The sequence below is a fragment of the Kitasatospora sp. NPDC059462 genome (assembly GCF_042749955.1).
Taxonomy (GTDB): Bacteria; Actinomycetota; Actinomycetes; order Streptomycetales; family Streptomycetaceae; genus Kitasatospora.
Genome location: NZ_JBHYUU010000002.1, coordinates 73,141 through 87,234 on the forward strand (window position 1 = coordinate 73,141; position 14,094 = coordinate 87,234).

Consider the following 14,094-nt stretch of genomic DNA (forward strand, 5'->3'; position numbering starts at 1 on the left):
GCGAACCCCTTGTGTACCCGGAAAACCTACCGGATCATCCGGACACCGCAGGCGAGTCAGGGGCGCTGACGTCGAAGTTCGTACCCTTCTGATTCAACAGCGCCACCAGCGCCCGGGCTTTTCGATCGGTCTGCTCGGGACTCCCCCAGCGCACCGTCAAACCCCCGCCGAGCTGCAGCTGGATGTCGTCGTACGAGTGCACCAGGACCGCGCCGGCCCGCTGCCGGACGTCCTCCGGCAGGCCGGCGGCCACCGCCACCGCGCCGCGCACCAGCTGGGGACGGTCGATCACCGACTCGACGTCCAGGGCCTGCTGGCTGAGCTTCAGCTCCACCACCGGCACCCCTTCCGGAGCGGCCGGCTCGGTGGCGAAGCTCACCCCGCCCGCGTCCACCTGGGTGAAGAGTCCGTCCTCGCCCTTGACCGCGGCGACCGCCGTGCGCTGGGTGACCTTCACCCGCAGGGTGTTCGGCCAGCCACGCCACACCTCCGCCTTCGCCACCCGGGGTATCGCCTCCACCCGCCGGCGGGTCTCGTCGAGGTCCACCCGGGCCAGCGGGCCGGAACCGGCCCCGCCGACCGCCGAGCGGACCTCGTCGGCCGTCAGCCGGTCGTCCCGCATCCCCTGCACCGAGACCGAACGGACCTCCAGCACCGAGGAGAAGAACACCAGCCAGGACAGCACTCCGAGGAGCACCGCGGTCACGGCGCCCAGCACCACCACCCCCCGGCGGGAGAGCCGGAGCCGAGGAGCGTACTCCTCGGCCTCGAACTCCTCGTCGAGGGGATCGGCGAGCCGGGCGTCAGCCACGACGGCGGCCGCCCCGGGCGGCCTCGATGGCCTCGTAGACCATGCCCACCAGCAGCTCGTCGGCGTCCCGGCGGCCGAACTCGGCGGCGGCCCGGCTCATGTCCCACAGCCGCTGCGGGTCGGTGAGCACCGGCAGCACGTTCTGCAGCACCCAGTCGGGGCTCAGCTCGGCGTCGTCGACCAGCAGGCCACCGCCGGCCTTGACCATCGGCTGGGCGTTCAGCCGCTGCTCGCCGTTGCCGATCGGCAGCGGCACGAACGCGGCGGGCAGGCCGACCGCGGCCAGCTCGGCCACCGTCATGGCACCGGCCCGGCAGAGCATCATGTCGGCCGCCGCGTAGGCGAGGTCCATCCGGTCCAGGTACGGCACCGGGCGGTACGGCGGCATCCCGGGGATCTCGTCGACCTGCGGCAGCTCGTTCTTCGGGCCGACCGCGTGCAGGATCTGCACCCCGTACTGCTGGAGCCGGGGGGCGATCGCGGCGATCGTCTCGTTCAGCCGGCGGGCGCCCTGCGAGCCGCCGGTCACCAGCAGGGTGGGCAGCCGCTGGTCGAGGCCGAAGTAGTGCCGGGCCTCCGGGCGGACCGCGCCCCGGTCCAGGGTCGCGATGGTCCGGCGCAGCGGGATGCCGATGTACCGGGAGTCGCGCAGCTTGCTGTCCGGGGTGGAGACGGCGACGAAGTCGCTGTACCGGGCGCCGATCTTGTTGGCCAGGCCGGGCCGGGCGTTGGCCTCGTGCACCACGATCGGCACCCCGGCCCGCTTGGCGGCCAGGTAGGCGGGCATCGCGACGTAGCCGCCGAAGCCGACCACGGCGTCCGCCTTGACCCGCTCGATGATCTCCTGGGCGGCCCGGACGGTGCCGCGCAGCCGGCCCGGGACGGTGATCAGCTCGGGGGTGGGCTTGCGGGGCAGCGGGACGGCCGGGATCAGCTCCAGCTGGTAGCCGCGCTCGGGCACCAGCCGGGTCTCCAGGCCGCGCTCGGTGCCGAGGGCGGTGATCCCGATGGACGGGTCGTGCCTGCGGAGGGCGTCCGCGAGGGCCATGGCCGGCTCGATGTGACCGGCGGTCCCCCCGCCGGCGAGTACGACATGCACCGAAATTCACCGCTCCCTGCGTGCCGGCCCGCTGGCCGGGCGCGCTGTGGTTCGTCGTCGTGGCAGCACCCGGGCCAGCTGCTTCCTGATCCGGGAGTTCTTGCTCCGGGCGGCCAGGGCCGCCTTCGCGCCCGAGCTGCTGCGTGCCAGGCAGAGCAGCACCCCGATCGCGGACATGGCCGACAGCATGGCGGAACCGCCGTAGGAGAACAGCGGGAGCGGGACGCCCGCGATGGGCAGCAGTCCCAGCGCCGACCCCAGGTTGATCACGGCCTGCGCCATGATCCAGGTGGTGGCGGCTCCCGCGGCGTACCTGACGAAGGGATCCTTCGTGCCGATGGCCACACGGATACCCGCGTAGCCTAGTGCCGCGAAGAGACCGATCACCGACAGCGTCCCCACCAGACCGAGTTCCTCGCCCGTGGTGGCGAAGATGAAGTCGGTGTGCGCCTCCGGGAGCTGGCCCCACTTCTCCACGCCGGCGCCGAGTCCGGAGCCGAACAGGCCGCCGAGGCCGAACGAGTAGACGCCGTGCAGGGCCTGGAAGCAGGCGCCGGCCGGGTCGAGCTTGGTCACGCCGATGCAGGAGAGCCGCTCGGCGCGGTGCGGGACGGTGACCACCAGGGCGGTGCAGACGACGACGGCGACGCCGAGCGTGGCGACGAACAGCCGCAGCGGCGCGCCGACCATCCAGAGCAGGCCGAAGAGCATCGCCACCAGGATCATCGAGGTGCCCATGTCGCCGCCGAGCATGATCAGCGCGAGCAGCAGCAGGGCGCCCGGCACCAGCGGGACCAGCAGGTGCTTCCACTGGTCGAGGGTGCCGGCCTTCTGCTTGCGGGCGAGCAGGTCGGCGCCCCAGAGCACCAGGGCGAGCTTGGCGAACTCGGACGGCTGGAACTGGAACACGCCGAAATCCAGCCAGTTCCGGTTGCCGTTGACCTCCATGCCGATGCCCGGGATCGCGACCAGCACCATGGCGCCGATCACCGCGAACATCACCGGGTAGACGATCACCCGCAGCACGGCCACCGGTACCAGGGCGAAGCCGAGCAGCAGGGTGAAGCCGAGCACCACCGCGAGCAGCTGCTTGTAGAAGTAGAACTGGGTCGAGCGGTGCTGGCCCAGCGCGAGGATCTGCGAGGCCGAGAAGACCATCATCAGCCCGAGCACGACCAGCAGCAGCGCGGTGCCGGCGACCAGCAGGTAGGGGGTGAGCGGCCGGTCCAGGGCGTACCGCACGCGGGCCCGGAAGGCCTGCAGCCGGGCGAGCGGACCGGCCGACTTGTAGGCGGTGGTGGTGGCCGAGATCACCCGCAGGGAGCCGGCCGGGCGCCCCTTCTCCGGCGCGCTCGAACCGCCCGCCCTGCCGCCCTGCCCCACCACAGCTCCCCTTCTCGTCCTCGTGGCCTCCGGCCGGAGGCCACGAGGCACGGGTCGCCTACCGGTTCCCGTCCGCCAGCTCCCGGACGGCCGCGGCGAAGAGGTCGCCGCGCTCGCCGTAGTTGGTGAACATGTCCATCGAGGCGCAGGCCGGGGCCAGCAGCACCGTGTCACCCGTTCGGGCGAGTGACGCGGCCGCGCGGACCACCTCGGTCATCGCCACCGCGCCAGTCTGGCCCTCGGCCGCCTCGATCACCGGGACATCCGGGGCGTGTCGCGCCAGTGCCTCGCGGATCAGCGCGCGGTCCTCGCCCATCAGCACGGCGCCCCGCAGCCGCTCGGCCGCGCCCTGGACGAGGTCGTCGAAGGTCGCGCCCTTGGCGAGGCCGCCGGCGATCCAGACGATCGGCCGGTACGCGGCGAGCGAGGCCGCCGCGGCGTGGGTGTTGGTCGCCTTGGAGTCGTCGACGTACGTGACGCCGTCGGCCACCGCGACCTCGGCGATCCGGTGTGCGTCCGGCCGGAAGGCGCGCAGGCCCTCCCGCACGGCCTTCGGCTCCACGCCGTAGGCGCGGGCCAGCGCGGCGGCCGCGAGGGCGTTGGTGATGTTGTGGGGCGCCGGGGGGTTGACGTCCTCCACCGAACCCAGTTCGGCGGCGCTGGTCGCCCGGTCGGGCACGAACGCGCGGTCCACCAGCAGGCCGTCGACCACGCCGAGGTTCGACGGGCCGGGCGCGCCGAGGCCGAAGCCGACCGCCCGGCAGCCCTCCTCGACGTCGGCCTCGCGGACCAGCGCCTCGGTGGCCGGGTCGGCCAGGTTGTACACGCAGGCGACGACGTTGCCCTCGTAGATCCGGCCCTTGTCGGCGGCGTACGCCTCCATGGAGCCGTGCCAGTCGAGGTGGTCGGGCGCCAGGTTGAGCACGGCCGCCGCGTAGGGGCGCAGCGAGGGCGCCCAGTGCAGCTGGTAGCTGGAGAGCTCGACGGCGAGCACGTCGTAGGGCTCGTCGGCGAGCACCGCGTCCAGCACCGAGACCCCGACGTTGCCGACGGCGGCGGTGCGCCGGCCGGCCGCGGTGAGGATCGAGGCGAGCATCTGGACGGTGGTGGTCTTGCCGTTGGTACCGGTGACGGCCAGCCAGGGGGCGGGCTCGCCGGTGGCGGGCAGCGGCCGGCGCAGGTGCCAGGCCAGCTCGACGTCGCCCCAGACCTCGACGCCGGCCTCGGCGGCCGCGGCGAACAGCGGGCTGCTCGGCGGCCAGCCCGGCGAGGTGACGACCAGCCGGGTGCCCTCGGGCAGGGTGGCGCCGTCGCCGAGGCGGACGGTGACGCCCCGGGCCTCCAGCTCGGCGGCGCGGGCCCGGAGGCCCTCGCCGGTGCCGCCGTCCACGACGGTGACCTCCGCGCCGAGGCCGCGCAGGACGCGGGCGGCGCTGATGCCGGAGACACCGAGCCCGGCGACGGCGACCGGCAGGCCGGCCCAGTCCGGGGTGGCCGGTTCGGCGGCGGTCATCCGGTCACCCATCCCGCGTAGAAGAGGCCGAGGCCGACGGCCACGCACAGACCCTGGATGATCCAGAACCGGACCACGACCAGGACCTCGCTCCAGCCCTTGAGTTCGAAGTGGTGCTGCAGGGGGGCCATCTTGAAGACGCGCTTGCCGGTCATCCGGAACGAGCCGACCTGGATGATCACCGAGAGGGTGATGATCACGAAGAGGCCGCCCAGCAGGACGAGCAGGATCTCGGTGCGCGAGCAGATCGCCAGACCGGCCAGCGCGCCGCCGAGGGCCAGCGAGCCGGTGTCGCCCATGAAGATCTTGGCGGGCGAGGTGTTCCACCAGAGGAAGCCGAAGCAGGAGCCCATCAGGGCGGCCGCGACCACCGCGAGGTCCAGCGGGTCGCGGACGTCGTAGCAGTTGGAGGTGGCCGAGGCCACGTAGGCGCAGCTCTGGCCGTACTCCCAGACGCCGATGAAGGTGTAGGCACCGAAGGCCATCACCGAGGCGCCGGTGGCCAGGCCGTCCAGACCGTCCGTCAGGTTGACGCCGTTGGAGGTCGCGGCGATCAGGAAGTACGCGAAGATGACGAACAGCACCGGGCCGATCGCCCACTCGAAGTCCCGGACGAAGGACAGGTGCTCGGAGGCCGGGCGGCGGCCGGCGTTGTCGGGGAACTGCAGGGCGAGGACTGCGAACAGCAGGCCGACGATGGACTGGCCGGCCAGCTTGGCCTTCGCCCGCAGGCCCAGCGAGCGCCGCTTGACGACCTTGATGTAGTCGTCGAGGAAGCCCACCAGGCCCAGACCGGTGGTCAGGAACAGCACCAGCAGGCCGGAGGCGGTCGGGCTCTCGCCCGTTATCGCCTTGGTCGCGAAGTAGGCCACCAGGGTCGCCAGGATGAAGGCGATGCCGCCCATGGTGGGCGTGCCCTTCTTGCTGTGGTGCGCCTTGGGGCCGTCGTCGCGGATGTACTGGCCGTAGCCCTGCCGGGCGAGCAGCTTGATCAGCGCGGGGGTGCCGACCAGCGACAGGATCAGGCCGATCATGCCGGAGAAGAGGATCTGCTTCATTACTCGGCCGCACCGTCCGCGAGGAGGGCCTCGGCCACCTTCTCCAGCCCCACCGAACGGGAGGCCTTCACCAGCACCACATCCCCCGGCCGCAGCTGACTGCGCAGCAGCTCGACCGCCGCGTCCGCGTCGGACACCAGCACCGACTCCTCACCCCACGAACCTTCGTTCCTCGCGCCCAGTTCCATGCAGGCCGCCTCGCGTCCGCCGACCGCCACCAGCTTGGTGACGTCCAGCCGGACGGCGAGCCGCCCGATGGCGTCATGCTCGGCCAGGCTGTCCTCGCCGAGCTCCCGCATCTCGCCGAGCACCGCCCAGGTGCGGCGGCGCTCCGGGCCGCGCCCCCCCATCGAGATCAGCGCCCGCAGCGCGGCCCGCATCGAGTCGGGGTTCGCGTTGTAGGCGTCGTTGACGACGGTGACACCATCGGCCCGGTCGACGACCTCCATGCGCCAGCGGGACAGCGCACCCGCCTGGCTCAGCGCTTCGGCGGTGTCGTCGACGGTCATCCCGAGCTCCATCGCCACCGCGGCGGCGGCGAGGGCGTTCGAGACGTGGTGCTCACCGTACAGGCGCAGCTGCACGGGTGCGGAACCGGCCGGGGTGCTCAGCGTGAAGGATGGCCGTCCGGTGGAGTCCAGGCGAACGTCCCGTGCCCGGACGTCGGCGTCCGGGGACTCCCCGAAGAACACCACCCGGGCCCTGGTGCGCGCGGCCATGGCGCGCACCAGACGGTCGTCCGCGTTGAGGATCGCCGCGCCGTCGGCGGGCAGCGCCTCGACGAGTTCGCCCTTGGCCTCGGCGATGGCCTCCTGGGAGCCGAACTCGCCGACGTGCGCGGTGCCGACGTTCAGCACCAGGCCGATCCGGGGCGGGGTGATCGAGGTGAGGTACTCGATGTCGCCCTTGTGCCGGGCCCCCATCTCCAGCACCAGGTGCCGGGTGGTGCCCTCGACCCGCAGGGCGGTCATCGGGTGGCCGATCTCGTTGTTGAGCGAGCCGGGCGGGTAGACCGTGTCGCCCAGGCGCTCCAGCAGCTGGGCGATGAGGTCCTTGGTGCTGGTCTTCCCGGCCGAGCCGGTCAGCGCGACCACGGCGGCCTCGGAGCGGCCCACGACGGCGCGGGCCAGCTTGCCGAGCGCGTCCACCACGCTGTCGACCAGCACGGCGGGCCCGTCGACCGGGCGGGAGGCCAGCACCGCGACGGCGCCGGCCGCGACCGCGGTCTCCGCGTAGTCGTGGCCGTCCACGCGCTCGCCGACGAAGGCCGCGAACAGACCACCGGGGCGGACCTTGCGGGAGTCGACCTCGACCGGGGCGGTCACCAGGGCGTCGGGGTCGGCGCCGGCCAGGGTTCCGCCGACTGCGGCGGCCACCTCGGCGAGGGTCAGTGCGATCACGGCTGCTCTACTCCTCCGGTGCCCCGGGCGGCCGTGGTCCGCGCGATGGATTCGCGCAGCACCTCCCGGTCGTCGAAGGGGCGGATCTCGTCTCGTACGTACTGGCCGAGCTCGTGGCCCTTGCCGGCCACCAGCACGGTGTCACCGGCCTGGGCGCGGGCGACCGCCAGCTCGATCGCCTCGGCGCGGTCGGGCACGACCAGGACGGCGCCGCGCTCGGCCTCGGGCACCGCGGCGGCGCCGTTCAGCATGGTGGCGAGGATCGCCAGCGGGTCCTCGCTGCGCGGGTTGTCGCTGGTCAGCACGGCGGTGTCGGCGAGCCGGGCCGCGATGCCGCCCATCGGGGCGCGCTTGTGGGGGTCGCGGTCGCCGCCGCAGCCGACCACCACGTGCAGCCGGCCCTTGGTGACCTCGCGCAGCGAGCCGAGGACGGCCTCCAGGGCGTCCGGCTTGTGCGCGTAGTCGACCACCGCGACGTAGGGCTGTCCGGCGTCCACCCGCTCCAGCCGGCCGGGCACGCCGGGGACGGCGGCGACGCCGGCCACCGCACGCTCCAGCGGGAGCCCGGCGGTGGCGAGCAGGACGATCGCGGCCAGCGCGTTGGCGACGTTGAACGGGCCGGGCAGCGGGACGGAGGCGTCCGCCTCGGCGCCGTCGGGGCCGAGCACCCGGAAGGTCGAGCCGACCGGGCCGAGCTGGACGTCCACCGCCCGCCAGTCCGCCGCGGGGGCGCCGGTGGCGGAGAAGGTGGCGACCGGGATCTTCGCCTCCGCGGCGAGTCGGCGGCCGTAGGCGTCGTCCAGGTTGACCACGCCGGCGCGGGACTTGCCGGGCTGGAAGAGCCGGGCCTTCGCCTGGAAGTAGTCCTCCATGTCCGGGTGGAAGTCGAGGTGCTCGGGGGTGAGGTTGTTGAACAGCGCGACGTCGTAGGCCACGCCGTCGGTGCGGCCGTAGACCAGGGCGTGGCTGGAGACCTCCATGGTCACCGCGTCGGCGCCGCGCTCGCCCATCACGGCGAGGATCGCGTGCAGGTCGGTGGCCTCGGGGGTGGTCCGCTCGCTCTTGATCCGCTCGTCGCCGACCCGCATCTCGACGGTGCCGATCACGCCGGGGTGGCGGCCGGCGCCGCGCAGGCCGCCCTCGACCAGGTACGAGGTGGTGGTCTTGCCGTTGGTGCCGGTGAGGCCGATCATCAGCAGCCGCTCGGACGGCCGGTCGTAGACGGCGGCCGCGAGCTCGCCCATCCGGGCCCGGGGCCGGTCGACCACCAGCAGCGGCAGGCCGCTGCCGGCCGCCAGCTCGGCGCCGGCCGGGTCGGTGAGCACCGCGACCGCGCCGGCCGCGGCGGCCTGCCCGGCGAACGACGCGCCGTGGTGGTTGGCCCCCGGGAACGCCACGTAGAGGTCGCCGGGGCGGACCTCGCGGGCGTTGTGGGTGACGCCGGTGACCTCGGGTCCCTCGACGGGGTCGAGGCCCAGCAGGCGGGCGACCTCGGCGAGCGGCCGGGCGCCGGTCCGGGCGGGGCGGGGCGGGCTCACGGTGATTTGATCGGGTTTCGGCACGGCGGAGAGGCTATCCGCCGAAGGGCGTCCAGGGCCAAACCGGCTCTTTTCCGTACCGGCGGCCGCACCCGCCAGGTCGTTGCTCATGGTCGATCACGGCTTCCACTCGACGGGCAGGTTGGGCGCCTCGCTGCCGCTCGGCGGGACCTGGAGGGTCTTGAGGGTGAACTCCATCACCTGCTTGAACACCGGACCGCACAGCTGGCCGCCGAAGTGGCCGTTGACCGGGTCCTGGATCACACAGGAGACGGTGACCCGCGGCTGGTCGGCCGGGGCGAAGCCGATGAAGGAGGCGGTGTAGCCCCGGTAGCCGCCGGCCTTGGGGTCGACCCGGTTGGCGGTCCCGGTCTTGCCGGCGACCCGGTAGCCCGGGATCGCGGCCTTGCCGCCGGTGCCCTGCTCGTCGGAGACGACCGACTCCAGCATCTCGGTGAGGGTCTTGGCGGTCTGCTCGCCGACCACCCGGGACTGCCCGGACGCCGGGGCCGGGGAGTACTTGCCGTCCGGCGCGGTGGTGCCCTGGACGACGCTGGGCGCCACCCGGACCCCGCCGTTGGCGATGGTCGAGAACACCGAGGTCGCCTGCAGCGCGTTGACCGAGAGCCCCTGGCCGAACGGGATCGTGTACTGCTTGGAGGCCTTCCAGTCCTCCGGCTTGTCCAGCAGTCCGGCGGTCTCGCCGGGGAAGCCCAGGCCGGTCTGCTGGCCGATGCCGAACTTCCGCAGGTAGTCGTAGAGCACCTGGTTGGCCTCGGGCTGGGTGGCGCCGAGGGTCTGGGCGGCCTCGATGGTGCCGATGTTGGAGGACTTGGCGAGCACGCCGGCCAGGGTGAGGTACCAGGTGTCGTGCTCCACGTCGTCCTTGAACGCCACGTCGCCGCGGACCAGCGGGTACGGCACGGTGACCTTGGTGTCCCAGGTGGCCTTGCCGGTGTCCAGCACGGCCGCCATGGTCATCAGCTTGGCGGTGGAGCCGGGCTCGTAGGCGTCCTGGAGGGCGGCGTTGCCGAGCTGCGAGTTCTTGGCGGTGCTCAGGTCGTTGGGGTTGAAGCCGGGCGAGGTGGCCATCGCCAGCACCTGGCCGTTCCGCACGTCCTGGACGATCACGTAGCCCTTCTCCGCCCCGGCGTTGGAGACCTGGTCGGTGATGGCCCGCTGGGCGGCCCACTGGATGTCCCGGTTGATGGTCAGCCGCAGGTCGGTACCGGGCACGGCGGGCTCCAGCGAGCCGCCCGCGGTGGGCACCAGGCGGCCGCCGGCCTGGGCGTAGCTGCTGTGGCCGTCCTTGCCGGCCAGCAGCTCCTGGTACTGCTGCTCCAGCCCGCCGGACCCCTCGCCCTCGGCGTTGACGAAGCCGACCAGGTTGGCGGCCAGCCCGTCGGACGGGTAGACCCGCTTCTGGGTCTCCCGGTTGAAGACGCCGGCCAGCGGGTTGACGCACTCGTTGTCCAGCCGGGTGCGGCCGCCCTCCTCGGCGGGCTTGTTCAGCAGCCGCTTCTGGGCCTGGCAGGCGCGCGAGCCGGCCTGCTTCTCCAGGCCGGACTTGAGGTCGCTGATCTGGTTCTTGACATCCGGGCTCTGCTGGGCGGCGAGCCGCTTGTAGCGGGTCTTGGGGGTGTGCAGGTCGGCGGCGATCTTCTCCTTGGGCACACCGAGGATCGGCGCCAGCAGGGCGGCGGCCTGCTCGGGCGCGTCCGGCAGGCCGGTCGCCTCGGGGGTGAACATCGCCGGGTCGGCGGTGATGTCGTAGGCGTCGACGGTGGTGGCCAGGGCCACGCCGTCGGAGGACGTTATCGAGCCGCGCTCGGCGGTGATCGGGATGTTCAGGTAGCGGTTGGTGTTGGCGTCGGCGGCCAGTGCGTCGGAGTCCAGCAGCTGGAGCTGGACCAGGCGTCCGGCGAAGATCGAGAACACCACCGAGAGCGCGATGGTGATCACCCGCAGCCGGCGGCGCGGATCGGCCAGCCGGATCCCCCGGGAGACCGGCCGGCGGGCCGGCGGACGGCGCTGCGGGCGCGGGCGGGGCACCGGCGGGCGGCCGTCGGAGCGGCGCTGCTCCGGGGCGCGCGGGGGGCGGGGCCGGGCGGCCGGGTCCCTCGGGGACTGGGCCCGGGCGGCCGACGGCTTGGCCGCCGACGGCTTGGCGCTCTGCGGCCGGGGGCTCTGGGCGCGGGGGTTCTGGGCCTTGGGGTTCTGCGCCTTGGGGTCGGGTGCCTTCGGGCTCTGCGACCTCGGGCTCTGCGACTTCGGGCTCTGCGGCTTCGGGTTCTGGGCGCGGCCGGCGGACTGCCCGCGCGGGGCGGCCGGACGCGGCGCGGCGCCCCTGACCGGGCGGCGCCCGTCGGCGCCGCCGCCGGAGGGCTGGCGGGGGGTGCTCATCGGCCGGCACCTCCGCCCGCGTGCGGCGACGGCTGCGCCGGGCCCGGGTTGACCTGGACGGTGACGTCACCACCGGCCGCCGGGCCGGTCGGCGAGGCGGCGGGGGTGGCGGCGGCGGGCGGCGGCGGGGCGGCCGGAGCCGTCGTCCCCGCGGCCGGCTGGCCGCTCGGCGGAGCACTGGGCTGGGCGCCGGGCGCGGGCGGGGCACTGGGCTGGGCGCCGGGCGCGGGCTGCTTGGCGGGCCACGGTTCCGCGGTGGACCGTTTCACCGGGGGGCTGTCCTGGGCCGCCTTGGGCGTGCCGACCACCGCGCCGCCGTTCGGCAGGTCGAGGAAGGCCATCCCGCCGGCCGGCACCATGCCCAGTTCGGCGGCCCGGCGGGCCAGCGCGTCCGGCGCGGAGTTCTGGTCGATCTGGTGCTGCAGCCCCTGCTGCTCGTCGGTCAGCACGGTGGTCTGGCGCTGCAACCGGGACAGCTCGAAGGAGCCCTCGTTGAGCGCGGTGTTCAGCGCGAGCAACCCGAGCAGCCCGGCGCCGAGCAGCAGCACCACCAGGACCGCGAACGGCGTACGTCCCCGTACCTGCCGTCCCGGACGCACGGTGATCCGCGCCCTGCCGCTCTGCCCGGGGAGCAAACGGCCCCCCGCCCCGCCTCCGGCCACCGGCCCCACTGTCTTTCCTCCGCCCTTCGGACCGCCCCGGTGCCGGTCAGCGCCGGGTGCTTCGGTCCCTGATCCTCTCCGCCACCCGCAGCCGCACGGGCGCGGCGCGCCGGTTCTCCTCGATCTCCTCCTCCGTGGCCAACTCGGCACCGCGAGTGATCAGCTTCAGCCAGGGCTGGTGCTCCTCGGGGACGAACGGCAGCCCCGGCGGGGCGGTGCTGGTGGCGCCGGCCGCGAAGTACTGCTTGACCAGGCGGTCCTCCAGCGACTGGTACGACATCACGACGATCCGCCCGCCGAGCGTCAGGACGTCCAGCGCCCCGGGGATCGCCCGGTCCAGGACCTCCAGCTCGCCGTTGACCTCGATCCGCAGCGCCTGGAAGGTCCGCTTGGCCGGGTTCCCGCCGGTGCGGCGGGTGGCGGCCGGGATGGCACCGCGCACCAACTCGACCAGACGCGCGCTGGTGGTGAACGGTTCCTTCTCGCGCTCCCGGACGATGACCGAGGCGATCTTGCCGGCGAACCGCTCCTCGCCGTAGAACTTGAGGATCCGGGCCAGCTCGCCGTGGCTGTAGGTGTTCAGCACCTCGGCCGCGCTGATCCCCCGGGTCTGGTCCATCCGCATGTCCAGCGGCGCGTCCTGGGAGTAGGCGAAGCCGCGGTCGGCCTCGTCCAGCTGCATCGAGGAGACACCGAGGTCGAAGAGGATGCCGTCGATCGCGGGGACGTCCAGCCGGTCCAGCACCTCGGGGATCTCGTCGTAGACGGCGTGCACCAGGGTCGCCCGGTCGCCGAAGCGGGCCAGCCGCTCGCCGGAGAGCTTCAGCGCCGCCGGGTCGCGGTCCACCGCGATCAGCCGGACCTCCGGGAACTGGGTGAGCAGCGCCTCGCTGTGACCGCCGAGGCCGAGGGTGGCGTCCACCACCACCGCGCCGGGCCGGGAGATCGCCGGGGCCAGCGCGTCCATGCACCGCTGCAGCATCACCGGGACGTGCTTGGGTGCCGGCTCGTTGGTGGTCATGCGCTGTGGCGCCCTTCCTCGGTGCGAAAGCCGCCCGACGTCCGGGGAGCTCCGACCATTCTGTCCCACCGGGAGGTGGAGCCGTCGCTCGGGCCGGGCCGCGCGGCCCGTGGTCCCCGCCCGCTCCGAGGGGAAGGCCGTGACCGCCCGGCGCCGGGGAAGGTGCGCCAGGTGGCACGGAGAGCGGGTGGAGGCCACGGGCCGCGTCGGTCACCGCACGGCCGGAAAGGCCCGGTTGACGGGCCTCGGCGGGTGTGCTCCACTGCGCCGCAACTCTATCGCGCACGCCCCGTCAGTCAATGGCCCGCTCCGGCGCACCACCCGGGCGGCGGTACGGATCACCGCAGGTCGCGGGGGTGCTCGTGGCACATGCCAGGGGCCCGGTGCACCACCCGGGTGGCGCACACGGACCCCGTCCGGCCGTTGTCGGGATGCCCTCGGCAACAGGCGCCCGCTCTGTAGCAATCGGCCCCACCGCACACCGGGAAATCGCACTAACGTCTCCCCCATGACAGTGACTCCCGACCGGCCCGGGCCGACCGCCGCTGCCGACCCCGCCCCACCGACCGTCATCGACCGTTTCGTCGCCGCCAACCGCACGTACGCGGTGACCTTCCGCGACGGCGGCATGGACGCCCGCCCGGTCCAGCGGATCGCCGTGGTGGCCTGCATGGACGCCCGTCTCGACCTGTTCGCCGCACTCGGCCTCGAACTCGGCGACGCCCACGTCATCCGCAACGCGGGCGGTGTGGTCACCGACGACACCATCCGCTCCCTCACCATCAGCCAGCGGGCCCTGGGCACCCGCTCGATCGCCCTGATCCACCACACCGGCTGCGGCCTGCTCGGCCTGACCGAGGACTTCCGGCGCGAGCTGGAGCTGGAGGTCGGCCAGCGCCCGCAGTGGGCGGTCGAGGCCTTCGTCGACCTGGACGGCGACGTCCGCCAGTCGATGCAGCGGGTGCGCACCTCCCCCTTCCTGCTCCACACCGACGACGTGCGCGGCTTCGTGTTCGACGTCCACACCGGCCTGCTGCGCGAGATCGACTGATCCCTGCCCGACCGATCCCTGCCCGACCGGCCCGTCCGAGCGGCCCGTCCGGGCCCGCCGGGCCCCCGGCCGAGCTGCGCGGCCCTTCCAAGTGGTGACTTCTGGCCTCCTCAGGGGGGAGAATGCGCCTGCCGGTCTGACCTCGAACCACCTGG

11 protein-coding genes are annotated in these 14,094 nt (G+C 73.6%); 1 reads left to right on the forward strand and 10 read right to left on the reverse strand.

The genetic code is table 11. The annotated features are described in order from the left end of the window. Positions 1 to 34 precede the first annotated feature (34 nt). From ACFXAM_RS01070 to rsmH, 10 genes are all read right to left on the reverse strand, one after another. Positions 35 to 811 carry a cell division protein FtsQ/DivIB gene (locus ACFXAM_RS01070; protein WP_380286840.1) on the reverse strand — a complete coding sequence of 259 codons (777 nt, stop codon included), beginning with the start codon at positions 809 to 811 and terminating at the stop codon, positions 35 to 37. Continuing rightward, positions 804 to 1,910, reverse strand: coding sequence for an undecaprenyldiphospho-muramoylpentapeptide beta-N-acetylglucosaminyltransferase (gene murG / locus ACFXAM_RS01075; protein WP_380286841.1), 1,107 nt, complete (start codon positions 1,908 to 1,910; stop codon positions 804 to 806). The genes ACFXAM_RS01070 and murG overlap by 8 nt, the downstream gene beginning before the upstream one ends. Positions 1,911 to 1,916: 6 nt before the next feature. Further along, positions 1,917 to 3,296: a putative lipid II flippase FtsW gene (ftsW, locus tag ACFXAM_RS01080; RefSeq protein WP_380286842.1), complete on the reverse strand. Its 1,380-nt coding sequence runs from the start codon at positions 3,294 to 3,296 to the stop codon at positions 1,917 to 1,919. Positions 3,297 to 3,351: 55 nt separating this feature from the next. After that, positions 3,352 to 4,818, reverse strand: a complete 1,467-nt coding sequence (gene murD / locus ACFXAM_RS01085) for a UDP-N-acetylmuramoyl-L-alanine--D-glutamate ligase (protein WP_380286843.1) — start codon at positions 4,816 to 4,818, stop codon at positions 3,352 to 3,354. Then, positions 4,803 to 5,864, reverse strand: coding sequence for a phospho-N-acetylmuramoyl-pentapeptide-transferase (mraY, locus tag ACFXAM_RS01090; RefSeq protein ID WP_380286844.1), 1,062 nt, complete (start codon positions 5,862 to 5,864; stop codon positions 4,803 to 4,805). The genes murD and mraY overlap by 16 nt, the downstream gene beginning before the upstream one ends. After that, positions 5,864 to 7,264, reverse strand: a complete 1,401-nt coding sequence (gene murF, locus ACFXAM_RS01095) for a UDP-N-acetylmuramoyl-tripeptide--D-alanyl-D-alanine ligase (protein WP_380286845.1) — start codon at positions 7,262 to 7,264, stop codon at positions 5,864 to 5,866. The genes mraY and murF overlap by 1 nt, the downstream gene beginning before the upstream one ends. Further along, positions 7,261 to 8,913 (reverse strand): UDP-N-acetylmuramoyl-L-alanyl-D-glutamate--2,6-diaminopimelate ligase, encoded by a 1,653-nt coding sequence (locus ACFXAM_RS01100; protein WP_380286846.1) that lies wholly within the window; start codon positions 8,911 to 8,913, stop codon positions 7,261 to 7,263. The genes murF and ACFXAM_RS01100 overlap by 4 nt, the downstream gene beginning before the upstream one ends. Positions 8,914 to 8,919: 6 nt before the next feature. Then, complete coding sequence (locus tag ACFXAM_RS01105) at positions 8,920 to 11,205, reverse strand: penicillin-binding transpeptidase domain-containing protein (protein ID WP_380286847.1); 2,286 nt, start codon at positions 11,203 to 11,205, stop codon at positions 8,920 to 8,922. After that, positions 11,202 to 11,804: a hypothetical protein gene (locus ACFXAM_RS01110; RefSeq protein ID WP_380286848.1), complete on the reverse strand. Its 603-nt coding sequence runs from the start codon at positions 11,802 to 11,804 to the stop codon at positions 11,202 to 11,204. Before ACFXAM_RS01110 ends, ACFXAM_RS01105 begins: the two co-directional genes overlap by 4 nt. Before the next feature lie 109 nt (positions 11,805 to 11,913). Then, positions 11,914 to 12,888: a 16S rRNA (cytosine(1402)-N(4))-methyltransferase RsmH gene (rsmH, locus tag ACFXAM_RS01115; RefSeq protein ID WP_380286850.1), complete on the reverse strand. Its 975-nt coding sequence runs from the start codon at positions 12,886 to 12,888 to the stop codon at positions 11,914 to 11,916. Positions 12,889 to 13,396: 508 nt separating this feature from the next. Here rsmH and ACFXAM_RS01120 point away from each other — a divergent pair. Continuing rightward, positions 13,397 to 13,939, forward strand: coding sequence for a beta-class carbonic anhydrase (locus ACFXAM_RS01120; protein ID WP_380286851.1), 543 nt, complete (start codon positions 13,397 to 13,399; stop codon positions 13,937 to 13,939). Positions 13,940 to 14,094 lie beyond the last annotated feature (155 nt).

What these genes read in the sequence shown, in the direction of transcription:
- murD (WP_380286843.1), bottom strand. Translation starts at nt 4,818, where the DNA reads ATGGGTGACCGGATGACCGCCGCCGAACCGGCCACCCCGGACTGGGCC.
- mraY (WP_380286844.1), bottom strand. Translation starts at nt 5,864, where the DNA reads ATGAAGCAGATCCTCTTCTCCGGCATGATCGGCCTGATCCTGTCGCTG.
- ACFXAM_RS01100 (WP_380286846.1), bottom strand. Translation starts at nt 8,913, where the DNA reads ATGAGCAACGACCTGGCGGGTGCGGCCGCCGGTACGGAAAAGAGCCGG.
- ACFXAM_RS01105 (WP_380286847.1), bottom strand. Translation starts at nt 11,205, where the DNA reads ATGAGCACCCCCCGCCAGCCCTCCGGCGGCGGCGCCGACGGGCGCCGC.
- rsmH (WP_380286850.1), bottom strand. Translation starts at nt 12,888, where the DNA reads ATGACCACCAACGAGCCGGCACCCAAGCACGTCCCGGTGATGCTGCAG.
- ACFXAM_RS01120 (WP_380286851.1), top strand. Translation starts at nt 13,397, where the DNA reads ATGACAGTGACTCCCGACCGGCCCGGGCCGACCGCCGCTGCCGACCCC.